Genomic DNA, 23801 nt, shown 5'->3' with positions numbered 1-23801 from the left:
CGGAATCCAGGGGGTAGAGCCGTATAACGTATTAATCAATATTATCCCGGTGCTGAATTAAATGCCCTGAATAACAAAAAAGGCCGCTTTCGCGACCTTTTTTAGCAAATAGTCAGTGATTATTCAGTGACTTTTGTTTTCAGCTCTTCGGCACCCTGCTTGGTTTTATCCCAGCCTTCTTTGCTGACCTCTTTGGTCTTATTCCAGCCTTTTTCGGTGCCTTCTTTAGTGGCGTTCCAGCCTTTCTCAGTCCCTTCTTTGGTTTTGTTCCAGGTTTTCTGCGCGCCTTCGCTGACTTCACTGCCTACGCTATCGCTTTTGCCTTCTGCCGCATGTTTGGCTTTCAGCTGCTGCTCTTCACCCTGGTGCTGGGCCTCGTGCAGTTTTTCCTTCGCGGTGTTCGCCCCTTCGTGGGCCGCCGCGACGGTATCATCGGTTGCGTGTGTCGTTGCAGCAAAAACAGGAGCTGCTACCAGAATCGCAGATAACGCAATCATTGCTTTTTTCATATTGTCCTCTCTCTAACGAACTTAATGTTATGAGTCGCATTCAGCATGGCACAAGATTCTGCCGTCTGGCTTTAGGGATTGTTCTTAAAACTATTTTAAGACTTTTCGATCCGTTTTTTACCTGCCGGATCCAGGTGCCGGCTGCTCAGCCAGCATTCCTTTCCTGGGCGACGTAGCGTAACCGTCCGGGCTGACGCTCGATGCCGCTATGCAGACGGCGGCGATCGGCATGACCCTCCGCGCGGCCAAATCACCGCGGTTTTGCAAGGCCGCTCACGTTTTTATACCCGGAATCGCACTTTTCCGCCTTCAACGTTCCCCTCACTCTGTCGCTATGCTTTAATGTGCTAAACCGGTTTAATTAAGTTTAGCTATGGAGAATTTTCAGCATGAATGCAAAAGTTTGGGTTCTGGGCGACGCGGTGGTGGACCTGCTGCCGGAGAGCGAAGGCCGCCTGCTGCAGTGCCCCGGCGGCGCGCCGGCTAACGTAGCGGTAGGCGTCGCCCGCCTTGGCGGAAACAGCGGGTTTATCGGACGCGTCGGCGACGATCCGTTTGGCCGCTTTATGCGTCATACCCTGCAACAGGAGCAGGTCGACGTCAGCCATATGCACCTCGACGGCCAGCACCGTACCTCCACCGTGGTAGTCGACCTTGACGATCAGGGGGAACGCACCTTTACCTTTATGGTGCGCCCCAGCGCGGACCTGTTCCTCACCGAAGAAGACCTGCCGCCGTTTGCCGCCGGGCAGTGGCTGCACGTCTGCTCTATTGCGCTCAGCGCCGAGCCCAGCCGCAGTACCACCTTCGCGGCAATGGAGCGCATTAAATATGCCGGCGGTCGGGTCAGCTTTGACCCCAATATCCGCCCGGATCTCTGGCAGGATCAGGAACTGCTGCACGCCTGCCTCGATCGCGCTTTGCGGATGGCCAACGTGGTGAAGCTATCGGAAGAGGAGCTGGTATTCATCAGCGGCAGTGATGATTTAGCGCATGGAATCGCCAGCCTAACCGAGCGCTATCAGCCGGAATTGCTGCTGGTGACCCAGGGTAAGGCGGGCGTGCTTGCCGCCTTTCAGCAGCAGTTTACCCATTTCAGCGCCAGGCCCGTTGTCAGCGTGGACACCACCGGCGCGGGAGACGCATTTGTCGCCGGACTGCTCGCCAGCCTTGCCGCCAACGGGATGCCGACGGATATCGCCGCGCTGGAACCGACCCTCACGCTGGCGCAAACCTGCGGCGCCCTGGCGACAACGGCGAAAGGCGCGATGACCGCCCTGCCTTATCAGCGCGATCTTAATCGCCAGTTTTAATCATTAAAGCCGCCCTGCGCGGCTCACTTTGTTGCATCCATCACATTTATTAAACCGGTTTAGCAAATTCATTTTAAAAATGTTAAAGGTCGGGCTTAACATAGCGCCTAAACCGGTTTAGCAAAAAACACTACTTTTCATTTTACTTTTGGGATGCGACCAGCATGTATAGAAAAAGCACACTTGCGGTTCTTATCGCTTTGCTAACCGGCGCCGCCTCAGCCCACGCGCAAACGGACCTCAGCACCATTGAAGCCCGGCTCATCGCACTGGAAAAGCGCCTGCAGGAAGCGGAAAACAGGGCGCAAACGGCGGAAAACCGCGCCGAGTCGGCGGAGAAAAAAGTCCAGCAGCTCACCGCGCAACAGCAAAAAAACCAGGACACGACTCAGGAAGTGGCTCAGCGTACCGCCAAACTTGAGAAAAAGGCCGATGAGAAAAGCGGCTTTGAGTTTCACGGCTACGCCCGCTCCGGCGTAATAATGAATGATTCCGGCGCCAGCACCAAATCCGGAGCCTACATGACGCCAGCGGGGGAAACCGGCGGAGCAATCGGCCGTCTGGGAAACCAGGCCGATACCTATGTTGAAATGAACCTTGAACATAAGCAGACCCTGGATAATGGGGCCACCACCCGCTTCAAAGTGATGGTCGCCGACGGGCAAACCACTTATAACGACTGGACGGCAAGCACCAGCGATCTGAACGTTCGTCAGGCCTTTGTCGAACTGGGTAACCTGCCTACGTTCGCCGGGCCGTTTAAAGGCTCCACCCTGTGGGCCGGGAAACGTTTTGACCGCGACAACTTTGATATTCACTGGATCGACTCTGACGTCGTGTTTCTCGCCGGTACCGGCGGCGGTATCTACGACGTGAAGTGGAACGACAGCCTGCGCAGTAATTTCTCCCTTTACGGGCGTAACTTCGGCGACATCGATGATTCCAGCAACAGCGTGCAGAACTATATCCTCACCATGAACCACTTCGCCGGTCCGCTGCAGATGATGGTCAGCGGTCTGCGGGCGAAAGATAACGACGAGCGTAAAGATACCAACGGCAATCTGGTGAAAGGCGATGCGGCAAATACCGGCGTACACGCGCTGCTCGGCCTGCATAACGACAGTTTCTACGGCCTGCGCGACGGTAGCAGCAAAACCGCCCTACTCTACGGTCACGGCCTGGGCGCAGAGGTTAAAGGTATCGGCTCTGACGGCGCCCTTCGTTCGGGAGCCGACACATGGCGCATTGCCAGCTACGGTACCACGCCGATCGGCAAAAACTGGTCTATCGCCCCGGCGATCCTGGCGCAAAGCAGCAAAGATCGCTATGTCGATGGCGATAGCTACCAGTGGGCAACATTCAACATGCGCCTGATCCAGGAGATCAATCAGAACTTCGCCCTCGCCTACGAAGGCAGCTACCAGTATATGGATCTCAAACCCGAAGGTTATAACGATCGTCATGCGGTGAACGGTAGCTTCTACAAGCTCACCTTCGCTCCAACCTTTAAGGTCGGCAGCATCGGTGATTTCTTCAGTCGTCCGGAGATTCGTTTCTACACCTCCTGGATGGACTGGAGCAAAAAACTGAATAATTACGCCAGCGATGACGCGCTGGGCAGCAACGGTTTTAACTCGGGCGGCGAATGGTCGTTCGGTATGCAGATGGAAACCTGGTTCTGACGGTTACATCAGACGACAGGAACCGCCGGGGCGGCAAAACGCCTTCGTCGCCCCGGACACAATAACGACGCAGAAACTGCGCCCCCGTGAACACGGGACGACAACACGAAAATGTTTACGCATTCAGAGGGTACTATGGATTTTGAACAGATTTCCCGCTCGCTGCTTCCGCTTCTGGGAGGCAAGGAAAATATCGCCAGCGCCGCGCACTGCGCCACGCGTCTGCGCCTGGTGCTGGTTGATGACGCGCTGGCTGACCAGCAGGCCATCGGCAAAATTGAAGGGGTTAAGGGCTGCTTTCGTAATGCCGGGCAGATGCAGATTATTTTCGGCACCGGGGTGGTGAATAAAGTCTATGCCGCTTTTATTCAGGCGGCAGGTATTAGCGAGTCCAGTAAATCGGAAGCCGCCGACATCGCGGCGAAAAAGCTTAACCCGTTCCAGCGCATCGCCCGCCTGCTGTCAAACATCTTCGTGCCGATTATCCCGGCCATCGTCGCCTCCGGTCTGCTGATGGGCCTGCTGGGAATGGTCAAAACCTACGGCTGGGTTGACCCAGGCAACGCCATCTACATCATGCTGGATATGTGCAGCTCGGCGGCGTTTATCATTCTACCGATTCTGATTGGCTTTACCGCCGCCCGCGAATTCGGCGGTAACCCCTATCTCGGCGCAACGCTCGGCGGCATTCTGACCCACCCGGCGCTGACGAACGCCTGGGGAGTCGCCGCCGGTTTCCATACCATGAACTTCTTCGGCCTCGAAATCGCCATGATCGGCTATCAGGGTACGGTGTTCCCGGTGCTGCTGGCGGTCTGGTTTATGAGCATCGTTGAAAAGCAGCTGCGCCGCGCGATCCCCGATGCCCTGGACCTGATACTGACGCCGTTCCTGACGGTGATTATTTCCGGTTTTATCGCCCTGCTGATTATCGGCCCGGCCGGTCGCGCGCTCGGCGACGGTATTTCGTTTGTCCTCAGCACCCTGATTAGCCACGCCGGCTGGCTAGCTGGTCTGCTGTTTGGCGGTCTCTATTCGGTTATCGTCATTACCGGTATTCACCACAGCTTCCACGCCATCGAAGCCGGACTCCTCGGCAATCCCTCCATCGGCGTCAACTTCCTGCTGCCGATTTGGGCGATGGCTAACGTCGCTCAGGGTGGCGCCTGCCTGGCGGTGTGGTTCAAAACCAAAGACGCAAAAATTAAAGCCATCACGCTGCCCTCAGCGTTTTCCGCCATGCTGGGCATCACCGAGGCGGCGATTTTTGGTATCAACCTGCGCTTTGTGAAGCCGTTTATCGCGGCGCTGATCGGCGGCGCGGCGGGCGGCGCGTGGGTGGTATCCATGCACGTCTACATGACCGCGGTAGGCCTGACGGCGATCCCCGGCATGGCCATCGTGCAGGCCAGCTCGCTGCTGAACTACATTATCGGAATGGTTATCGCCTTTGGCGTCGCCTTTACGGTTTCCCTGGTGCTGAAATACAAAACGGACGCTGAATAATGTCACTTCCATCACGGCTGCCTGCGATTTTGCAGGCCGTTATGCAGGGCCAGCCGCGCGCGCTGGCCGATAGTCACTATCCGCGCTGGCACCATGCGCCGGTTACCGGGCTGATGAACGACCCCAACGGCTTTGTCGAATTTGCCGGACGCTATCACCTGTTTTATCAGTGGAACCCGCTCGCCTGCGATCATAAATTTAAGTGCTGGGGGCACTGGAGCTCCGCCGATTTACTGCACTGGCAGCATGAGCCGATTGCGCTGATGCCGGACGAAGAGTATGACCGTAACGGCTGCTACTCCGGCAGCGCGGTGGATAACAACGGTACGCTCACCCTGTGCTATACCGGCAACGTGAAGTTTGCCGATGGCGGCCGAACCGCCTGGCAGTGCCTGGCAACGGAAAACGCCGACGGCACCTTCCGCAAAATTGGCCCGGTCCAGCCCCTGCCGGAGGGCTACACCGGCCACGTACGCGACCCGAAAGTCTGGCGGCACGAAGGACGCTGGTACATGGTACTGGGCGCGCAGGATCGGCAAAAGCGCGGCAAGGTGCTGCTGTTCAGCTCCGCAGACCTCCATCAGTGGACGAGTGAGGGCGAAATCGCCGGCTACGGCCTCAATGGCCTCGACGACGCCGGCTATATGTGGGAGTGCCCGGATCTGTTTCCGCTCGGCGACCAGCATATTCTGATCTGCTGCCCGCAGGGGATGGCTCGCGAAGAAGAGCGCTTCCTCAATACCTATCCGGCGGTATGGATGGCCGGTGATTTCGACTACGACCGCGCCGCTTTCAGCCACCGCGAGCTGCGCGAACTGGACGCCGGGTTTGAGTTTTATGCCCCGCAAACCATGCACACCCGCGATGGCCGCCGTCTGCTGGTCGGCTGGATGGGCGTGCCGGACGGCGAAGAGATGCTTCAGCCGACTCTTGCCAACGGCTGGATCCATCAGATGACCTGCCTGCGTGAGCTGGAGTTGATCGACGGTCAGCTCTACCAGCGTCCGCTGCGCGAGCTGACCGCTTTGCGCGGCGAAGCGCACGGCTGGCCGGGGAACGCCCTGCCGCTGGCGCCGATGGAGATCGCCCTGCAAACCGCCCGGGACGATGCGTTAAGCCTCGATTTCGGCGGCGCGTTGACCCTTGAGCGCGATACCCGCGGGATTCGCCTGGCGCGACGCAGCCTCGCCGGCGACGAGATGCACTATCGTTACTGGCGCGGCGAGGTCCGTTCGCTGCGGATTTTCATCGACCGGTCGAGCGTGGAGATTTTCATCAACGACGGCGAGGGGGTGATGAGCAGCCGCTGCTTCCCGGCTTATCCGGCGCAGCTGATTTTCTCCGGCAGCGCGCCGGACGCATTCTGCTACTGGCCGCTGCGAACATGCATGGTAGAATAAGCGTTTTGCTTTCAGGCTCATGGCGTCGTAATGAAAACCAAACGCGTAACCATTAAAGATATCGCCGAACTGGCGGGCGTTTCCAAAGCGACCGCCAGCCTGGTGCTGAACGGTCGTGGCAAAGAGCTGCGCGTGGCGCAGGAAACGCGCGAGCGCGTGCTGGCGATTGCCCGCGAGCAGCACTATCAGCCGAGCATCCACGCCCGCTCGCTGCGCGACAACCGTAGCCACACCATCGGTCTGGTGGTGCCGGAAATCACCAACTACGGCTTTGCGGTCTTTTCCCATGAGCTGGAGATGCTGTGCCGCGAAGCGGGCGTCCAGCTGCTGATCTCCTGTACCGATGAAAACCCCGGTCAGGAGAGCATGGTGGTCAATAACATGATTGCCCGCCAGGTTGACGGTCTGATCGTCGCCTCCTGTATGCACAACGATGCCGACTACCTTAAGCTCAGCGAACAGCTGCCGGTGGTGCTGTTTGACCGCTGTCCTAATGAAAGCGCGCTGCCGCTGGTGATGACCGATTCGATTACCCCAACGACGGAGCTGATTTCCCGCATCGCGCCTCAGCATAGCGATGAGTTCTGGTTTTTAGGCGGCCAGCCGCGTCTGTCGCCCTCCCGCGATCGTCTGGCCGGGTTTACGCAGGGTCTGGCCCAGGCGGGTATTGAATTGCGCCCGGAGTGGGTGATCAACGGCAACTACCATCCCAGCTCCGGCTATGAGATGTTCGCCGCCCTCTGCGCGCGCCTGGGAAGGCCGCCTAAGGCGCTATTTACCGCCGCCTGCGGGCTGCTGGAAGGGGTACTGCGCTATATGAGCCAGCACCATTTACTCGACTCCGACATCCACCTGGCGAGCTTTGACGATCACTATCTCTACGATTCGCTGTCGCTGCGTATTGATACCGTACAGCAGGATAACCGCCAGCTGGCCTGGCACTGCTACGATTTAATCAGTCAGCTGATCGAGGGCAACACGCCTGAACCGCTACAGCGCTACCTGCCGGCGACGCTGCAGTTTCGGCATCGGTGATACTACGGAGGTTTAAAAGGTTATCGAAACGCGTTAACGGACTATTTGTCTTGCCGCGTTGAAAATGCAGTGGCACCGGACGCGTTAAAGCCACGACTTACGTAGCCTCAAAATCTCTTCTGGCGCGCCTTCAAATATGAAAGGATTAAAAAACATCCTTCCCCAGAAGAGTTTTCTGTCCACTTCACTTAACCCCACCTCATCACCGAGGGCTTTCCAGTTCATATGGACCGTATCAAGATAATGGGCAATAAGCTCAATGGCTTCACGTCTGCTCAGTAAAAAACGGTCGGCAGCCGACAGGCAAACCGCAAGGTTACTCATCCGATTTTCGCCTACGATCAGCATAGCCTGCGTGGCTTCATTGCCGGCTCTCCCTTGAGGACAAATGTCATATGCAGGCGTCAGGCTAAGCCTTTTACCATCCCAAAATGCCGCATGGTTTCTGGCATGATCGTCGGTATTACCACAAATAATGTTAAAAACAAGTCGCCCAAACAGCTCCCGCAGCGTCTCTTTAGGGGCACTAAAACGCTGACGTATAATGTCCGCCAAATCTTCATAGCTCGCATATCTTGCCATCATTTCATCAAGACCAAAGATAGTCAGCGCTGACACCATCAGGCGGCGTTGCCAACCGGTCTTGCTTTGGACGCGATCAAAACGCTCGATAAGCAAAACATCTTTACCAGCAGTATGGCGAAAGAGAACAGGCGCAACATTCAACCCAACGCAGCCTGCCAGGCGCATGGCGATATATTCGCCTTTAACAACATTATAGGTATCTGTTGAAGAAGAAAATTTAGCGATAAATTTACGATTCCCAAATTCGATCATCGCTTTTGGTCGTGCTCCACCGAGTGAAGTGCCGTGAAATAACGCCTGTTCAAGATCGACGGTTAACGGTATACCGTTTTCCACCATCGACGCTGCCTGCATAAGCTCTTCAAGCGATGCTCCTCGGGCCGCGCGTGGAACATACTCCGTCGCAGAGCGCTGAAAATCAAGCCCACCAATCCGATCGGAACCGGACTCAAGTAAGTAGGTCATTTCATCCAGGGTGTTGGGATCGGTATCTCTGCCTTGTGCGCCCATCAGTCGGTTCAGAATAACTCGCCGCCCCCAGGCATCAGGAGCGCCATCGCGTAACGCGCCAGCCATTTGCAAACCAGGGGCAGGTACAATTGCGCCTCTGACTAAAGGAAGCTCCGGCACATAAACCGCTATCGCCTCTTTCCGCTCCAGATAACTGCGGCCGTAGTTGAAAATAAACCGACCGTTGTCTCTGCTTAACACTCCGGCGACAACGGGTTCTGTTGCTCCAGGCAGCCAGATCCAGACATACACTTGCTCAAGGCTATTCTCAGAAGTCATCATTTATCACCTTCCTTGAGTGATGAACCGCACGCGGCATTAATGACAGCGTTTTCTCTGCATTAGCAATATGTAACGCCAGAGCAGAACGCTCTGGCGTAAACAGCGGCACGCCCACTATTGTCGCCAGTTCAAATACCGCGCCAATCGCACATCCCATATCGCCTTCCTCAGCACGATAAACCAGCCCACGCGACACGCCAGCACGTTCTGCCAGCTCCTCGATAGTGAGTCTGGATTCTATGCGTGCGGTACGGATCATCATTCCCAGCAACCGTGCTGCGTCGCGACTGTAACGAGAGTAGGTTCGGGTCGACGGCTTTGCCATAATGCTTCTCATGCCTTATTAATAGAACGTAGTTAGCGATTATAACCCGTTTATAGAACACTACAAATGAGCCAACTCAGTCATTCCAAAGAGCTCATGTCCCATAAAAAAAACAGAAATGGCTATTACGCCCCATTAATAGAACAAAATCACACATCCAGCCCCGCGATCCGCACCAGATGAACGGTGAGCCACAGCAGCTCGTTGCCGCCGAGGGTGATATCGAGCTGGGCTTTGACGTAGTCGCGGATCAGCAGCGCGCAGCGGTAAGCGTCCGGATACGCCTTAATCACCTGCACCAGCAGAAAGCTGTCCCGCGCGCCGTCCAGCTCCCCCTCCTGTAAACGCTGGAGGAAAAACTGCATATGGACCAGAAAGCGCGAGTAGTTTATCGATTCGGTGTCTATCTGCTGCTTAAAGTGGTACTGCACGAGATTAAAAATATCCTTCAGCATTTTCACCGACTGCATGGTCTGCGCTACGTCGTCGCCCTCGCTCTGGCCGTTAACCAGATGAAAGGCGATATTCCCGGCTTCCTCCTCCGGCAGTTCAATCCCGTACTGTTGGCGAATAATCGTCACCGCCTCACTGGCGACGCGGAACTGCTGCGGATAAAAGCGCCTGACTTCCGGCAGCAGGCGGTTCTGAATAGCGATCCCTTTGCGGCTGCGCTCGATGGCGAAAGTCAGATGGTCGGCGAGGGTAAAGAAAATCTGCTCGCGGACTTTGCTGGCGAGCTGCATATTGGCGCGGGAAATAATCATTGCGGCCATCTCAATGACCTCATCCGGAATGGCGGAGAGCGCCTCAAGATAGCCGCTGCGTGCGCCGAGCGCCTGGGTTACGAATAGCTTCTCTATCTTCTCCGGGGCGATTGCATCGCCGGGCCTGCTATTGAAACCAATGCCTTTCCCCATGACGATAACTTCCCTGTTATCGTCGTCCATCGAGAGCACGAGGCTATTATTGAGCACCTTCTGAACAATCATCTCTGCGACTCGTCGTGGTTGCCGTTTTGCGCGATGACATCCTTATACCACCAGAAGCTGCGTTTGCGGATCCTTTGCAGGCGCTTCAGGTCATCCTCGCCGCGATCGACATAAATAAAACCGTAGCGCTTGGCGTATCCCTGATGGGTGCTGACCACGTCAATCGCCGCCCACGGACAGTAGCCCATCAGCTCGACGCCGTCGGCAATCGCCAGCCGCATCTGTGCGATATGCGCGTCGAGGAAAGCGATGCGATAGTCGTCATTCACCGTCCCGTCAGGCTCCAGCTTGTCCGGCGCGCCCATCCCGTTTTCGCTAATCAGAATCGGCAGACCATAGCGCTCGCACACTTTACGCAGCGTCAGACGCAGCCCAACCGGATCGACCACCCAGCCGTAGGGGGTTTTGCCGACCCATGGATTTTCCGCCGGACGATAAACCCCCTCTTCGCCCAGCATAATTTGCTGATCGCCCGCGCGGGGCGCAACGTCCCCGCCGTCGCCCCGGCTGGCGGCAATGGTGGCGGTCGAGTAGTAATTAATGGCGATAAAGTCCGGCCTCCCCTGCTGCAAAATCAGCGCATCCTCCGGCTGCAGTTCCGGCGCGAGGCCGCGATCCTGCATATAGGCCCACGCCAGGGCGTTGTAGCGCCCATGCACCGCAACATCCAGAAAGCTCCAGCAACGCAGCGTCTCCCAGTTATGCGCGGCGATGGCGTCCTCCGGCTTACAGCTTTCGGCGTACATCGACGTGGTGTTTATCGCCGGGCCGATGCGCAGCCCGGGGAACTCACGGTGGCACAGGGCGAAGATCTGCGCCTGGGCCAGCATCATATGATGATTCTGCTGGTACAGCGCCTTCTTATCCGGCAGTTCACGATCGGCGGGCACGCCAATCGCGCCGGGATGCAGAATCATGGTGTTCTGTTCGTTGATGGTCAGCCAGAGCGGAACTTTGGCGGCAAATTCGCTGAACAGCAGCCTGGCATAGCGCACGAATGCCTCCCCGGTTTTGCGGTTCAGCCAGCCGCCTTTTAGCTCCAGCGCCCACGGCAGGTCGAAGTGGTAGAGTGTCACGATGGGGGTGATCCCGTGGCGCGTCAGGGCGTCGATCAGGCGGTGATAAAAGGCCAGCCCATCCTGATTCACCGGGCCATCGCCGTCAGGTATCACCCGCGACCAGGCCACCGAAAAACGGTAGGCCTTCAGCCCCATCTGCGCCATCAGCGCGACGTCCTCCTCCACGCGATGATAGTGGTCGCTGGCGATGCGGAAGTCCGCCGTTCCCGGCGGATGGCTAAGCATGTCGACTACCGACGGTCCTTTACCGTCTTCATTCCACGCGCCCTCAACCTGATAGGCTGAGGTGGACGCGCCCCACAGAAAACCGTCCGGGAACCGGGCCTGCTGTTGATAAATCATGGCTGCGCCTCCTTAACGGATTGCACCATCAGCGTCTCGCCGTAATCCACCCGGGCGGCGTCGGTAAAGCGCAGAGCGTACTGCCCATCGCCGTTGACCACAATGACTGGCGTAATCAGGTCGTATCCGGCCTGTTCGATGGCGGGAATATCAAAGCGGATCAGCACCTGCCGCGCCTCCACCCTATCCCCCACCTTCAGCGATGAGCTAAAGTGCTGGCCGTTAAGATTAACGGTATCAATACCGATATGGATCAGCAGCTCAACCCCGCTGTCGCTCTGCAGGCCAACGGCGTGGCAGGAGGGCAGGAACATCATCACCGTGCCGCTAAACGGCGCGCGCAGTACTCCCTCTTCGGGACGAATCGCCAGCCCCTCGCCCAACAGACCGCCGGAAAAGACGTCGTCATTCACTTCACTGAGCGCCACCACCTGACCGCGCAGCGGGCTTAATACCTCCGTCTCCCCCTCGCTTTTAGCGCTCGCCGCAGGCTGCGGCGCCTCGTCCACCGCTTCTTGTTCCTCAGGAACATCTTTGAAGGCGAGAAACCAGGTCAGGGTAAAGGTCACCACGATCGAAATCGCGCAGGTCACCAGCGCATGAACGATGTTCATCGGGTTTTCACCGATAAACGCCGGCAGCGCCGCGAGGCCTGGCGAGACAAACGCGTAGCGCACCAGCCCGCTCACCCCGGCATAGACCCCGGCGCAGCCGCCGCCGATCATCGCGGCAATCAGCACGCGGCGGAACTTGAGCAGCACCCCGTACAGCGCCGGTTCGGTGATCCCCAGCAGTGCGGTAAATCCCGACGAGGAGGCCAGCTGGCGCAGGTTGCTATTTTTGGTTTTCAGCGCCACGCACAGCGTCGCCGCTCCCATCGCCACGTTTGAGGCCAGCATCCCCGGGCCGTTAATCATCTCGTAACCGCTTTTACTCAGCTGACCGGTGGCGATCGGCGTCATCGCCCAGGCGGTGCCGGTAATGATCAGGAAGGGCTGCAGGGTGCCCATCAGCATCGGGATTAACCAGCTGGCGTGGCGGTCGATAGCGCCCGCCCCCGCAGCCACCAGGTCGTTAAGCAAAATGCCCGCCGGGCCGACCACCACCAGCGCCAGCGGCGCGGTAATCAGCAGAATCAGCATCGGCTTAACGAAAAACTTGATAATCGATGGCGACACTTTTTCGGCGAAGCGCTCCACCCACGACATCAGCCACACGGTCAGAATAATCGGCAGCACCGAACCGGCGTAATCGGAAAGCAGGACGTTGATGCCGACAAAATCCACCGCTTTACCGGCCGCCAGCATCTGGCCGATGCCCGGATGCAGCAGCACGCCCGCGAGGGTCATCGCCAGAATCGGGTTGCATTCAAACTTCAGCGATGCGCCGTAGGCCAGCAGCACCGGCAGGAAGAAGAAGGCGGCGTCGGCAATAATATTCAGCAGCTGATACGTCGAGCTGGTTTCGCTAATCACCCCGGTGAGCTTGAGAATGGCCAGCAGCGCTTTAATCATCCCCGCGCCGGTAATCGCCGGGATCACCGGGGTAAAGGTGGTCGAAATAACGCTGATAATCCGGGCGACGATGCCGGCCGGCTTCGCGTTTTTATCGCCGCCTGCCGGGCCTTTTTTCTCCGGCAGCGCCTTATTGAGCAGGCGATAAACCTGCTGCACCTCATTGCCGATAACTATCTGGAACTGGCCGCCCTTCTCCACTACGCTGATCACGCCGGGGAGGGCGCCAATCTGCGCATCGTTAACCTTTGCGCGGTCGTTGAACTCCATGCGCAGCCGGGTCGCGCAATGGGTGAGCATACGGATGTTCTCCGCACCGCCCACCGCGTGGAGGATTTTGTCTGCTGTTTCGTTATAGTTCATAGTGTTCCCTGGTGTTGGGGCAAAAAAAAAGACCAAAACAGAGACGCTCCCCTTGGCGGGAGAGCATTTCTATTTTGGTCTTGCCTGCTTTCGCAGTAGCACGCCATCATAAAAATGGGTTATTTCGGCGGATTATCTAAGCGGCCTTTGATGAATTCAATGATGACCGGACAAAAGTGTGAGCTGGATTAAGTAAATTCTTAAGTAAATATCAGCCGAAGGCCTGCTGACGAAGCCAGCTTTGTAATAGTTTGCCATTGGGGGTCATCTCGCTATCCTGGCGCACGCAGAGATAATAATCCCGGCCATCATCTATTGCCGCATCGAAGATTTTCACCAGCTCGCCGCTCTTCAGATAGGGAGCGATCAGCGGCTCGCGCATTAGCGCACAGCCCAACCCGGCCTGTACGCCCGCCAGGGTTAGCAGACCATCCTCAAACATCGGCCCGGTCGATCGCGGCGGGCGCTTCACTCCCTGCTGCACAAACCACTGGTTCCACGTGGTGCGCTCCTCATCATGCAGCAGCGGCATTTGTAACAGCTGTTCCGGGGTATCAATATGCCCATGGAGGCGGAGAAAAGCCTGACTGCATACCGGAACCATTCTGCCGGAGATCAGCTTTTCGCTTTGATAGCCAACCCAGTGACCGTTGCCAAAGCGGATCGACATATCGGAAGCGTCGCTAAGATAGTTGCGGTGGTTGGCGTAAACCACGTTGATTTCGGTATGCGGATTCGCGTGCACGAATGACGGCAGCCGGGGAATAAACCAGCCCATGCCAAACAGCGGGATCAGGCTGATCGTCACCTGCTGGGTTTGCACCTGATCGACCAGGTGCTCAGTGGCCTGACGCAGCACGTTAAACGCCGCGCGGATCGAGCGGTAATACTCCCGCCCCTGCTGGCTGAGGGTCAGCCGTCGCCCCTGACGTGCGGTGAGCGGGATCTGCAAATAGCCTTCCAGCACTTTGAGCTGATGGCTGACCGCCGAGGGCGATATCGCCAGCTCCTGCGCCGCCAGGGTTACGCTGCCGAGGCGTGCGATCGCCTCGAAGGCGCGCACCGCCCGCAGCGGGGGATCGTTGGCCAACGTACTCTCCGACCAGCTAACCGGCCCCTCTGATTGTTCTGTTTTTTTCATATGTTGATTTTCTTAGCGCATTTCGCTATCCGATGCATTATTGAATTATATTTAAAATCATAAAGATAGTTAACCACACATTTATAATAAGAAAGAATATATGCGTATTTTACAATTTAATTCATTTGTTGGATGGTAGCTATTATTTGAGCATCTTGTCGGAACAATCAGTTGGACACACTCATACAACAAATCATCAACGGGGTCATGCTCGGCAGCATCTACGCCCTGATCGCGCTCGGCTACACCATGGTGTACGGCATCCTGCGCATTATTAACTTTGCCCACGGCGATATTCTGATGGTCGGCGCGTTGACCACGCTTTCCGGGATGCACGCGCTGAACGCCCATTTCCCCACTTTGCCGCCGCTGGCGCAGCTGGGGCTGGCGCTGGTGCTGGCCATGGCGGTCTGCGCCCTGCTGGCGATGGCGGTCGAACGCTTTGCCTACCGCCGCCTGCGCAACGCCCCGCGCCTGGCGCCGCTGATCTCCGGGATCGGTGTCTCGGTACTGCTGCAAACCGTGGCAATGATCGTCTGGTCGCGTAATCCGCTGATGTTCCCGCAGATCCTGTCAATGGATGCCATCGCCGTGACCCACGGCAGCGCAGCGCATCCGCCGGCTCTCGTTACCGTCACCGGAATCGTCACCGTCGCGCTGGCCTTCGCGGTGATGCTTGGCCTGTGGCTGCTGGTGGAGTACACCCGTTTAGGTCGCGGTATGCGCGCGGTAGCGGAAAATCCGCGCATCGCCACGCTAATGGGCGTAAACCCTAACGCAATTATCGCCCTCACTTTCGCCATCGGCGGCATATTCGCCGCGCTCGCTGGCGTCATGATGGCCAGCAACTACGGCAATGCCAGCTTCTCCATGGGCTTTCTGCCCGGCATTAAAGCCTTTACCGCCGCGGTGCTCGGCGGCATCGGTAATATTCGCGGCGCGATGATCGGCGGCCTGCTGCTGGGCCTTATCGAATCTCTTGGCGCAGGCTATCTCGGGGACCTGACCCACGGCGTCTTCGGCAGCAACTACCAGGATATCTTCGCCTTTATGGTGCTGATCCTGGTGCTGGTCTTCCGCCCGGCCGGTTTGCTCGGCGAACGCGTCGCGCACCGGGCTTAGGAGAAAAATCATGACAACGGCACAACTCGATACGCCTGTCGTCTCCCGCCGCTTCTGGTCCGGGATGACCCTGTTGGTCTGCGCGCTGCTGGTGGCGCCGATGGTCGCCAGCCAGCTCGGCGGCAACTACTGGGTGCGAGTCATCGACTTCGCCCTGCTCTACGTTATGCTGGCGCTGGGGCTGAATATTGTGGTCGGCTACACCGGCCTGCTGGATATGGGCTTTATCGCCTTTTACGCCGTCGGCGCGTATCTGGCGGCGCTGCTGGCCTCGCCGCATCTGCTGGACGTCTTCCCGATTTTAAATAGCTGGTTTCCGGACGGCCTGCACACCTCCTGGCTGGTGATTATTCCGCTCGCCGCGCTGGTGGCGGCAGGCTGCGGTATCGTGCTGGGCGCGCCGACGCTCAAGCTGCGCGGCGACTATCTGGCCATCGTCACCCTCGGGTTCGGTGAAATTATTCGCATCCTGATGCGCAACCTCGACCGTCCGGTCAACATCACCAACGGCGCAAAAGGCATTTCCGGGGTCGATTCGCTGAATCTGTTCGGCCTCAAGTTTAGCGGCGTCTATCACTGGTTTGGTTTTAAAGTCCCGGCGCTGTGGCTGTGGTACTACCTGCTGATGCTGGCGATCGTGGCGATTATTTTCGTCTGCCTGCGGCTACAGCATTCACGCATTGGTCGGGCCTGGCACGCGATCCGCGAGGACGAAGACGTCGCCCGCGCGATGGGCATCAACCTGCGTAATTACAAACTGCTGGCTTTCGCTATCGGCGCCTCATTCGGCGGCGTGGCGGGCGCGCTGTTCGGCGCATTTCAGGGCTTTGTTTCGCCGGAATCCTTTACCCTGCAGGAGTCGATTGCGGTCCTGGCGATGGTGGTGCTGGGCGGGATGGGGCACATCCCCGGCGTGATCCTCGGCGCGGTGCTGCTGACCGCGCTGCCGGAACTGCTGCGCAGCCAGGCGGCGCCGGTACAGCAGGCGCTGTTTGGCGAAGTGCTGATTGACCCGGAAGTATTGCGCCAGCTGTTCTACGGTCTGGCGCTGGTGCTGGTCATGCTGCTGCGCCCGCAGGGCATCTGGCCCGCGCGACATCAAGGAGCAAAAGCATGAGCCTGTTAAGCGTACGCCATATGACCAAGCGTTTTGGCGGTCTGACGGCGGTCGACAACGTATCGCTGAGCATCAACGAGGGCGAAATCTACGGCCTGATTGGCCCCAACGGCGCGGGAAAAACCACCTGTTTTAATCTGATTACCGGGCTTTACCCGGCGGACAGCGGCGAGTTCGCTATCGGCGGCGAAGCCTATTTTCCGAAGAATATTGAGAAAGTGACCGCCGCAGGGATCGCCCGCACTTTTCAGAACGTGCGGCTGTTTAACGACATGTCGGTGCTGGAGAACGTAATGGTGGGCCGCCACGTGCGCACCCGTAATGGCCTGTGGGCCGCGCTCTCCCGCCATAAACGCGCCCGCGCTGAGGAAGCGCAAACCCGCGAGCTGGCCTGGCACCTGCTGGATTATACCGGTATCGCGCAGTTCGCCCACTACCGCGCCTGCGACCTCGCCTACGGCCACCAGCGGCGGCTGGAGATTGCCCGCGCGCTGGCGACCGATCCGCGACTGTTAGCGCTGGATGAACCAGCGGCCGGGATGAACGCCGCCGAGAAGATGGCCCTTGGCGAACTGCTGCTGCGTATTCGCGACGACGGCAAAACGCTGCTGATGATTGAGCATGACGTCAAGCTGGTGATGGGGATCTGCGATCGCCTGATGGTGCTGGATTACGGCAAAACGTTAACCAGCGGCACGCCGGATAGCGTACGCCGCGATCCGGCGGTGATCGCCGCCTGGCTGGGAGGCAGCGCCCATGTCTGATTTATTAACCGTTAACCAGCTTAGCGTCCACTACGGCGGCATCCAGGCGGTGCGCGACGTCTCATTCAGCGTGAAAGAGGGCGAGCAGACCACGCTTATCGGCGCCAACGGCGCGGGCAAAAGCTCCACCGTCCGCGCCATTACCGGGCTGGAACCCTTTAGCGGCGAAATTCTGTTTAACGGCAAACCGATACGCAAACGCCGGGCCGAATCCCTGCTGCGCGAAGGACTCGTGATGGTGCCGGAAGGACGCGGCATCTTTGCGCGCATGACGGTGCTGGAAAACCTGCAAATGGGCGCCTGGCTCCGACGCGACGCGGCGGCGGTAAAGCAGGAGATGGGCGCCATCTTCGCTAATTTCCCGCGCCTCGCCGAACGCCAGCATCAGCTGGCGGGGCTGCTCTCCGGCGGTGAACAGCAGCTGCTGGCGCTCAACCGCGCCCTGCTCAGCCAGCCGCGCCTGCTGATCCTCGACGAGCCGTCAATGGGCCTGGCGCCGCTGATGGTCGAGAACATTTTTCGCGTTATCGCCACCCTGCGCCAGCGCGGCGTCGCGCTGCTGCTGATCGAGCAGAACGCACGCCTGGCGCTGGAGGCGACCGACAGCGCCTGGGTAATGGATAGCGGCAGCATCGTCGAGCGCGGTCCGTCGCAGACGCTGCTGGCCGACGATCGTATAGCACAGATTTATTTGGGCGAAATGCCCGTTTAACACACCAACCAGCATCAGGGAAAAACAATGAAAACCGTAAAAATCAGCGCGCTCAGCGCCGCTATTCTGCTCAGTGGTTTTGCCTCATCCGCCGCGTGGTCCGCGGCCAGCGAAACCGTCATTATCGGCCTGGCAGGCCCGCTCACCGGCCCTTCCGCGCGTATCGGCAAGGATCTGGAAAACGGCGCGCAGCTGGCGATTGACGATATCAACAAGCAGCACCCGACCATCGGCGGCAAGGCGGTGACCTTCAAGCTGCAATCGGAAGACGATCAGTCCGACCCACGCACCGCCGTCGCCGTCGCCCAGCGTCTGGTGGATAGCGGCGTCGCGGGCGTCGTCGGCCACTGGAACACCGGCACCAGCATTCCCGCTGCGCGGGTTTACCACGATGCGGGCATCGCCCAGGTCGCGCCGGTCGCCACCGGGCACGCCTACACCAAACAGGGTTTCGACACCAGCTTCCGCGTGATGGGCCACGACGATGACGGCGGACAGTTTGCCGGACAGTACGCGGTACAAACCCTGAAGGCCAAACGCATTGCGGTTATTGATGACCGTACCGCCTTCGGCCAGGGGCTGGCGGATGAGTTTATTAAGTCGCTGGAAGCGCAGGGTATCAAAATCGTTGACCGTCAGTATGTCGATGACAAAACCGTCGATTTCAGCGCCGTCCTGACCGCCATCCGCAGCAAAAACGCCGATCTGATTTTCTTTGGCGGCGTCGATAGTCAGGCCGCCCCGCTGGCGCGCCGCATCAAACAGCTGGGCATGAATGCCACCCTGATGGGCGCAGGCGGCTTCGTTAGCCAGACCTTCCTCCAGTTGGCGCAAAAAGAGGGCGACGGCGTGGTGGCGCTGGAGCCGGGACTGCCGGTTGAGCAGATGCCGGGCGGTAAAGCCTTCGAGCAGGCCTACCAGTCGCGCTATCACACCCATATCGAACTGCACGCGCCGTTCGCCTATGACGCTACCCGCGTGCTGGTCGCGGCGATGGAAAAAGCCGACTCCGTCGATCCCGCCGACTATCTGCCCGCCCTGCGCGCCATTAACTACGCCGGCGTGACCGGACAAATCGCCTTTGATAAAGAGGGCAACCTGAAATCGCCAACCTTTACCGTTTATAAAGTCGTCGACGGCAAATGGCAGCCGCAAACCGTACTCGGCGGCGCAACAACGAAGTAACGCAGTGAGGCAATGTGATGAGTGATAATAACGAGCTGGGCATTCTCGCCCGCCGCAAAATTGAAGCAGAAATAATCAAGCCGATTTACGACATCCTGGTGCGGGAGATAGGTAAGGCTCGCGCCCAGGCGGTCATCGGCGAAGCGATTGAAAACGCTGCGATTGAGGCGGGGAAAGCCTTTGCCCGCCAGGAGCCGAACGGCGCGGATATTCGCAGCTTTGTCGCGCTGCAGTACCTGTGGGAAAAAGATAACGCCCTGGAGGTCAAGGTACTGGACGCCGACGACCAGCAGTATAACTACAACGTGAACCGCTGCCGCTACGCCGAGATGTACCACGAAATGGGCCTCGGCGAAATTGGCCATCTGCTCTCCTGCGCCCGCGACGATAAGTTTATCGTCGGCTATGCCCCGGATGTGGAGCTGACCCGTACCACCACCATTATGCAGGGCGGAAAGTGCTGCGACTTCCGCTATCGCGTGAAAAAGGATAAGCCATGATAACCGTCAACGGCGCACGTCTGTGGTCGACGCTCAACGAGATGGCGCAGCTCGGCGCCACGCCGGCGGGCGGCGTGACCCGACTGGCGCTTAGCGAAGAGGACCGCCAGGCGCGCAATCTGCTGCGCCAGTGGGCGCGTGAAGCTGGCTTCCCCTGCGAAGTCGACAGTATGGGGAATATGTTTATTCGCCGCTGCGGTAAACATTCGCATCTGCCCCCGGTGTTGACCGGTTCGCACGTCGATTCCCAACCGCTCGGCGGCCGCTATGACGGCATTTACGGCGTCCTCGCCGGGCTGGAGGCGCTGCGCACGCTGAACGACCGCGGCATTGCGACCGAACGCGATATCGTGCTGGTGAACTGGACCAACGAAGAAGGGGCGCGCTTTGCCCCGGCGATGCTGGCGTCCGGCGTCTGGGCCGGGCAGTTTAGCGAGTCCTTCGCGCTCGCCCGCGAAGATCGCGACGGCATCAGCGTCGGCGAGGCGCTGGAGGCTATCGGCTATCGTGGGGAGCGTCCTGCCGCCGCCTGCCCGCTCCACGCCTGCTACGAAGTGCATATCGAACAGGGGCCGATTCTGGAAGAAGAAGGCGTTGATATCGGCCTCGTTCACGCGGCAATGGGCCAGCGCTGGTTCAACGTCACCCTGGAGGGCTTTTCCGCCCACGCCGGAACCACGCCGATGGGCAGCCGCCGCGACGCGCTGACCGCCTTCGCCGAGCTGGCGCTGGCGGTGGAGCAAATCGGCATCGCCCATAATCCAGACGGGCGCGCGACTATCGGGATGGCGCAGGTCATTCCGGGATCGCGCAACGTAGTACCGGGAGGCGTGGCGTGCAGCGTCGAATTTCGTCATCCGCAATCCCCGGCGCTGGAAGCCATGGAACGGGCGCTGCATCGTGCCGCTGAAGCGCTGGCGGCGCGCGGCGTGGCGGCAAACGTCGAGCGCATTTTTGATTATGCGCCCATTGCTTTTGATCGCGAGTGTCTGGCGCGCAGCCAGCGAGCGGCGGACGAACTGGGCTATAGCGCGCGAACCATGGTCTCCGGCGCCGGTCACGATACCTGCTATATCAGCAAGGTCGCGCCCGCCAGCATGATTTTCATTCCCTGCGAGAAGGGAATTAGCCATAACGAGGCGGAAAATATTCTGCCCGCGTGGGCCGAGAAAGGGGCTAACGTGCTGCTCAACAGTTTACGCCTTGCCGCCGATGAGCTGCCCGCTCGCAGCGCGACGTAAAACGCGATACAGCCCACGCCAGCCAGGGCCGTGGGCTATTGCCGATCAATGCTTTTTGCGGTTGCGGCGCATATCGATAGTCACCGCCGCGACGATAATGATGCCTTTGATAATATCCTGCACGTAGGCGTCAACGCCGACAAAGGTAAACCCGCTCTTAATCAGGCCGAGGATCATGGCGCCGATTAAAGTGCCGGTGATGCGCCCTACCCCGCCCATCAGGCTGCTGCCGCCGATAACCGCCGCGGCGATCGCATCCAGCTCGTAGGACATTCCCATGCTCGACTGGCCGCTGCTGACGCGCGCCGCCAGCACTACGCCTGCAAGGCCGGAGAGCGCCCCGGCGATGGTATAGACGATCACCAGGTATTTATTCACGTTGATACCGGAGACCTTCGCCGAGGTCATATTGCCGCCGATAGCATAAACGTATTTACCGTAGCGGGTATGCTTCAGGGCGATGTGGAAGACCGCGGCAACGACGAAGAAAATAATCACCGGCATCGCGCTCTGACCGATGGCGGTGAAGCTGTCGGATAAGAAGCTAATCGGGTTGCCCTGAGTGTAATACTGCGCCAGACCGCGCGCCGACACCATCATCCCCAGGGTGGCAATAAACGGCGGGATGCCGGTGCGGGTCACCAGAAAACCGTTGGTTAAGCCGCACAGAAGACCGACGCCGATGCCGGCGCCAATCGGGATTATCGCCGGCATATTGACCAGCGACGGGAACATCGGCGACAGGCTGTCGGAGGTTTGCGCGAGGCTCGCCGCCACCACGGCGGCGAGCGCGATCACCGAACCGGAGGAGAGGTCAATCCCGGTGGTAATAATGACCTGAGTAACCCCGACTGCGATAATACCGATAATCGCTACCTGTAAAACAATTAATATCAGGCGATTGGTGTTTAATAAAAAGGACTGGTCGCGGACGTACCAGCCAGCAATTTCAAAAGTCAGGGCAATCACCAGCATGACGATAAATATGCCGGTATCTTTCGGCAGCCGGTGGCGTAATTGCCCAAAGAAAGAGGGTTTCTCATCGATCGGGGTCGCCGTTATTTTCATATTGCTCATTCTCTGTGCCTCAATGGGATGCCAACGACAAAATGGTTTCCTGATCGGCGTCCTCTTTATCGAGGATGCCGGTAATCCGACCTTCATGCATCACCATCACCCGGTCGCTCATCCCGAGAATTTCAGGTAATTCAGAAGAAACCATAATGACCGCCACGCCGCGGTTGGCCAGTTCGCTAATCAGATGATATATTTCCGCTTTCGCCCCGACGTCAATTCCGCGGGTCGGCTCATCGAGAATGAGTATTTTCGGCTGAGCCAGCAGCCAGCGGGCAATAAGCACCTTCTGCTGATTGCCGCCGCTAAGGTTATTAATAATCTGATCCATGGTGGGAGTTTTAATATTCAGGCGGCGGATCTGCTCCATACAGTCCTCGGCCATTTTGAGGTGCTGAACAAAACCGGTTTTACCGATATATTCCGGCATTTTGACGATACTCATATTCTCCAGCACCGACAGTACGAGGAACAGGCCGGACTTTTTGCGGTCTTCTGTCAGCAGCGCCATCCCTTTTTCAATTGCCGTCGAAGGCGAATCAATAGTGACCGGCACACTGTCAATCAGCACTTCGCCGCTATCGGCTTTCTCCATGCCGAACAGGCTTTCCATCACTTCGCTGCGCCCGGCCCCCACCAGCCCCGCCACGCCGAGGATCTCCCCGCGGCGCACGCTAAAGTTGATATCGTGAAAGACCCCCTTGCGCGACAGGTTGCGCACGGTCAGCACCTCTTCGCCAATGGTATTATTGAATTTGGGAAAGAGCTGGGTAAGCTCCCGCCCGACCATCCGGGTAATCAGCGACTGGCGGGTAAACTCGGTGGTAGGTTGACTTCCTACCCAGGAGCCGTCGCGAAATACGCTGATCTCATCGGTAATGGTGAAAATTTCATCCATCTTATGGCTAATATAAATAATGGCTTTTCCCTGCTGGCGTAAATCGCGAATAATGGTAAACAGATGCGCCACTTCGCTCTCGGTTAATGCCGAGGTCGGTTCGTCCATAATCACAATATCCGCATTCCACGAAACCGCTTTGGCAATCTCCACCATCTGCTGGGCGGCGATGCTTAATTCCCCTACCAGGCGATCGGCGGATAAACGAATATTCAGTTTATTCAGTAGTTCCTGAGTCTGCCGGGCAAGCTGGCGATGATCGACGAAACCGTATTTCATCGGCTCGCGACCGAGCCAGATATTTTCCGCCACCGTCATATGCGGTACCAGATTAAGCTCCTGATGGATCATCGAAATCCCGGAGCGCAGCGCGTCCATCGTATCCTGAAACTGGACCGGCTCCCCTTTGACGCGGATCGCGCCCTTATCGGGACGGTAGATCCCGATCAGGCATTTCATCAGCGTGGATTTCCCGGCGCCGTTTTCGCCCATCAGCGCGTGCACCGTCCCCGGGCGCACGCGTAATGAGACGTTGTCGAGCGCCTTCACGCCGGGGAAGAATTTGCTGATCCCTTCGGCTTCAAGTGCAAAAGCGTTCATACTTCACCTCCGT

Annotated in this window: 21 protein-coding genes; 12 read left to right on the top strand and 9 right to left on the bottom strand. The window is 58.3% G+C overall.

Going from position 1 to position 23801, the window contains the following annotated elements:
- Positions 1-119 precede the first annotated feature (119 nt).
- On the bottom strand, positions 120-509 hold the full coding sequence (locus tag KO1_RS05635; RefSeq protein ID WP_004099916.1) for a KPN_00521 family repetitive protein: 390 nt from the start codon (positions 507-509) through the stop codon (positions 120-122).
- Between the two features lie 389 nt (positions 510-898).
- Between KO1_RS05635 and cscK the strand changes: the two genes are divergently transcribed.
- From cscK to KO1_RS05610, 5 genes are all read left to right on the top strand, one after another.
- A complete protein-coding gene (gene cscK, locus KO1_RS05630; RefSeq protein WP_017146430.1) occupies positions 899-1822 on the top strand; it encodes a fructokinase in 924 nt (307 codons plus the stop codon).
- 164 nt (positions 1823-1986) lie between these two features.
- Positions 1987-3504: a carbohydrate porin gene (locus tag KO1_RS05625; protein ID WP_004111112.1), complete on the top strand. Its 1518-nt coding sequence runs from the start codon at positions 1987-1989 to the stop codon at positions 3502-3504.
- Between the two features lie 135 nt (positions 3505-3639).
- Positions 3640-5010, top strand: coding sequence for a sucrose-specific PTS transporter subunit IIBC (locus KO1_RS05620; protein ID WP_004111111.1), 1371 nt, complete (start codon positions 3640-3642; stop codon positions 5008-5010).
- Positions 5010-6410, top strand: a complete 1401-nt coding sequence (locus KO1_RS05615; RefSeq protein WP_023329394.1) for a sucrose-6-phosphate hydrolase — start codon at positions 5010-5012, stop codon at positions 6408-6410. The genes KO1_RS05620 and KO1_RS05615 overlap by 1 nt, the downstream gene beginning before the upstream one ends.
- 30 nt (positions 6411-6440) lie before the next feature.
- Positions 6441-7445 carry a LacI family DNA-binding transcriptional regulator gene (locus tag KO1_RS05610; protein ID WP_004099902.1) on the top strand — a complete coding sequence of 335 codons (1005 nt, stop codon included), beginning with the start codon at positions 6441-6443 and terminating at the stop codon, positions 7443-7445.
- A gap of 84 nt (positions 7446-7529) precedes the next feature.
- Here the strand turns inward: KO1_RS05610 and KO1_RS05605 are convergent, their stop codons facing one another.
- The 6 genes from KO1_RS05605 to KO1_RS05580 all read right to left on the bottom strand — a co-directional run bounded on the left by KO1_RS05605 (position 7530) and on the right by KO1_RS05580 (position 14575).
- Positions 7530-8819 carry a type II toxin-antitoxin system HipA family toxin gene (locus KO1_RS05605; protein WP_032726132.1) on the bottom strand — a complete coding sequence of 430 codons (1290 nt, stop codon included), beginning with the start codon at positions 8817-8819 and terminating at the stop codon, positions 7530-7532.
- Positions 8809-9147: a helix-turn-helix domain-containing protein gene (locus KO1_RS05600; protein WP_023320494.1), complete on the bottom strand. Its 339-nt coding sequence runs from the start codon at positions 9145-9147 to the stop codon at positions 8809-8811. Before KO1_RS05600 ends, KO1_RS05605 begins: the two co-directional genes overlap by 11 nt.
- A 149-nt stretch (positions 9148-9296) precedes the next feature.
- On the bottom strand, positions 9297-10136 hold the full coding sequence (gene licT / locus KO1_RS05595; RefSeq protein ID WP_023320493.1) for a BglG family transcription antiterminator LicT: 840 nt from the start codon (positions 10134-10136) through the stop codon (positions 9297-9299).
- Positions 10133-11557 (bottom strand): glycoside hydrolase family 1 protein, encoded by a 1425-nt coding sequence (locus tag KO1_RS05590; protein ID WP_024273874.1) that lies wholly within the window; start codon positions 11555-11557, stop codon positions 10133-10135. Before KO1_RS05590 ends, licT begins: the two co-directional genes overlap by 4 nt.
- Complete coding sequence (locus tag KO1_RS05585) at positions 11554-13434, bottom strand: beta-glucoside-specific PTS transporter subunit IIABC (protein ID WP_024273873.1); 1881 nt, start codon at positions 13432-13434, stop codon at positions 11554-11556. The genes KO1_RS05590 and KO1_RS05585 overlap by 4 nt, the downstream gene beginning before the upstream one ends.
- Before the next feature lie 211 nt (positions 13435-13645).
- On the bottom strand, positions 13646-14575 hold the full coding sequence (locus tag KO1_RS05580) for a LysR substrate-binding domain-containing protein (RefSeq protein WP_004111106.1): 930 nt from the start codon (positions 14573-14575) through the stop codon (positions 13646-13648).
- Between the two features lie 171 nt (positions 14576-14746).
- Between KO1_RS05580 and KO1_RS05575 the strand changes: the two genes are divergently transcribed.
- The 7 genes from KO1_RS05575 to KO1_RS05545 are packed head-to-tail and all read left to right on the top strand — an operon-like array spanning position 14747 to position 21216.
- A complete protein-coding gene (locus tag KO1_RS05575; RefSeq protein ID WP_016809096.1) occupies positions 14747-15697 on the top strand; it encodes a branched-chain amino acid ABC transporter permease in 951 nt (316 codons plus the stop codon).
- Positions 15698-15707: 10 nt separating this feature from the next.
- A complete protein-coding gene (locus KO1_RS05570) occupies positions 15708-16814 on the top strand; it encodes a branched-chain amino acid ABC transporter permease (RefSeq protein ID WP_004111103.1) in 1107 nt (368 codons plus the stop codon).
- Positions 16811-17578 (top strand): ABC transporter ATP-binding protein, encoded by a 768-nt coding sequence (locus KO1_RS05565; protein ID WP_016809094.1) that lies wholly within the window; start codon positions 16811-16813, stop codon positions 17576-17578. The genes KO1_RS05570 and KO1_RS05565 overlap by 4 nt, the downstream gene beginning before the upstream one ends.
- Positions 17571-18290, top strand: coding sequence for an ABC transporter ATP-binding protein (locus tag KO1_RS05560; RefSeq protein WP_024273872.1), 720 nt, complete (start codon positions 17571-17573; stop codon positions 18288-18290). The genes KO1_RS05565 and KO1_RS05560 overlap by 8 nt, the downstream gene beginning before the upstream one ends.
- Before the next feature lie 27 nt (positions 18291-18317).
- Complete coding sequence (locus tag KO1_RS05555) at positions 18318-19475, top strand: branched-chain amino acid ABC transporter substrate-binding protein (protein ID WP_024273871.1); 1158 nt, start codon at positions 18318-18320, stop codon at positions 19473-19475.
- Between the two features lie 17 nt (positions 19476-19492).
- Positions 19493-19975 carry an L-2-amino-thiazoline-4-carboxylic acid hydrolase gene (locus KO1_RS05550; protein ID WP_004099867.1) on the top strand — a complete coding sequence of 161 codons (483 nt, stop codon included), beginning with the start codon at positions 19493-19495 and terminating at the stop codon, positions 19973-19975.
- A complete protein-coding gene (locus KO1_RS05545) occupies positions 19972-21216 on the top strand; it encodes a Zn-dependent hydrolase (RefSeq protein WP_004111098.1) in 1245 nt (414 codons plus the stop codon). Before KO1_RS05550 ends, KO1_RS05545 begins: the two co-directional genes overlap by 4 nt.
- Positions 21217-21261: 45 nt before the next feature.
- Here KO1_RS05545 and KO1_RS05540 read toward each other — a convergent pair whose 3' ends face one another.
- Together KO1_RS05540 and KO1_RS05535 are read right to left on the bottom strand one after the other, a co-directional pair.
- Positions 21262-22284: an ABC transporter permease gene (locus KO1_RS05540; RefSeq protein WP_174545005.1), complete on the bottom strand. Its 1023-nt coding sequence runs from the start codon at positions 22282-22284 to the stop codon at positions 21262-21264.
- Positions 22285-22303: 19 nt separating this feature from the next.
- Positions 22304-23788, bottom strand: coding sequence for a sugar ABC transporter ATP-binding protein (locus tag KO1_RS05535; RefSeq protein ID WP_024273869.1), 1485 nt, complete (start codon positions 23786-23788; stop codon positions 22304-22306).
- Positions 23789-23801: the final 13 nt, after the last annotated feature.

It is taken from the genome of Klebsiella oxytoca NBRC 105695 (assembly GCF_001598695.1).
Lineage (GTDB): Bacteria > Pseudomonadota > Gammaproteobacteria > Enterobacterales > Enterobacteriaceae > Klebsiella > Klebsiella oxytoca.
This window is presented reverse-complemented; position numbering and strand designations above follow the sequence as displayed.

Bases quoted from the DNA above. Each gene is read 5' to 3' on its own strand.
- KO1_RS05580 (WP_004111106.1), bottom strand. From the start codon at position 14,575: ATGAAAAAAACAGAACAATCAGAGGGGCCGGTTAGCTGGTCGGAGAGT.
- cscK (WP_017146430.1), top strand. From the start codon at position 899: ATGAATGCAAAAGTTTGGGTTCTGGGCGACGCGGTGGTGGACCTGCTG.
- KO1_RS05550 (WP_004099867.1), top strand. From the start codon at position 19,493: ATGAGTGATAATAACGAGCTGGGCATTCTCGCCCGCCGCAAAATTGAA.
- KO1_RS05570 (WP_004111103.1), top strand. From the start codon at position 15,708: ATGACAACGGCACAACTCGATACGCCTGTCGTCTCCCGCCGCTTCTGG.
- KO1_RS05585 (WP_024273873.1), bottom strand. From the start codon at position 13,434: ATGAACTATAACGAAACAGCAGACAAAATCCTCCACGCGGTGGGCGGT.
- KO1_RS05555 (WP_024273871.1), top strand. From the start codon at position 18,318: ATGAAAACCGTAAAAATCAGCGCGCTCAGCGCCGCTATTCTGCTCAGT.
- KO1_RS05545 (WP_004111098.1), top strand. From the start codon at position 19,972: ATGATAACCGTCAACGGCGCACGTCTGTGGTCGACGCTCAACGAGATG.
- KO1_RS05565 (WP_016809094.1), top strand. From the start codon at position 16,811: ATGAGCCTGTTAAGCGTACGCCATATGACCAAGCGTTTTGGCGGTCTG.
- KO1_RS05605 (WP_032726132.1), bottom strand. From the start codon at position 8,819: ATGACTTCTGAGAATAGCCTTGAGCAAGTGTATGTCTGGATCTGGCTG.
- licT (WP_023320493.1), bottom strand. From the start codon at position 10,136: ATGATTGTTCAGAAGGTGCTCAATAATAGCCTCGTGCTCTCGATGGAC.
- KO1_RS05620 (WP_004111111.1), top strand. From the start codon at position 3,640: ATGGATTTTGAACAGATTTCCCGCTCGCTGCTTCCGCTTCTGGGAGGC.
- KO1_RS05625 (WP_004111112.1), top strand. From the start codon at position 1,987: ATGTATAGAAAAAGCACACTTGCGGTTCTTATCGCTTTGCTAACCGGC.
- KO1_RS05590 (WP_024273874.1), bottom strand. From the start codon at position 11,557: ATGATTTATCAACAGCAGGCCCGGTTCCCGGACGGTTTTCTGTGGGGC.
- KO1_RS05615 (WP_023329394.1), top strand. From the start codon at position 5,010: ATGTCACTTCCATCACGGCTGCCTGCGATTTTGCAGGCCGTTATGCAG.
- KO1_RS05600 (WP_023320494.1), bottom strand. From the start codon at position 9,147: ATGGCAAAGCCGTCGACCCGAACCTACTCTCGTTACAGTCGCGACGCA.
- KO1_RS05610 (WP_004099902.1), top strand. From the start codon at position 6,441: ATGAAAACCAAACGCGTAACCATTAAAGATATCGCCGAACTGGCGGGC.
- KO1_RS05540 (WP_174545005.1), bottom strand. From the start codon at position 22,284: ATGAAAATAACGGCGACCCCGATCGATGAGAAACCCTCTTTCTTTGGG.
- KO1_RS05535 (WP_024273869.1), bottom strand. From the start codon at position 23,788: ATGAACGCTTTTGCACTTGAAGCCGAAGGGATCAGCAAATTCTTCCCC.
- KO1_RS05635 (WP_004099916.1), bottom strand. From the start codon at position 509: ATGAAAAAAGCAATGATTGCGTTATCTGCGATTCTGGTAGCAGCTCCT.
- KO1_RS05560 (WP_024273872.1), top strand. From the start codon at position 17,571: ATGTCTGATTTATTAACCGTTAACCAGCTTAGCGTCCACTACGGCGGC.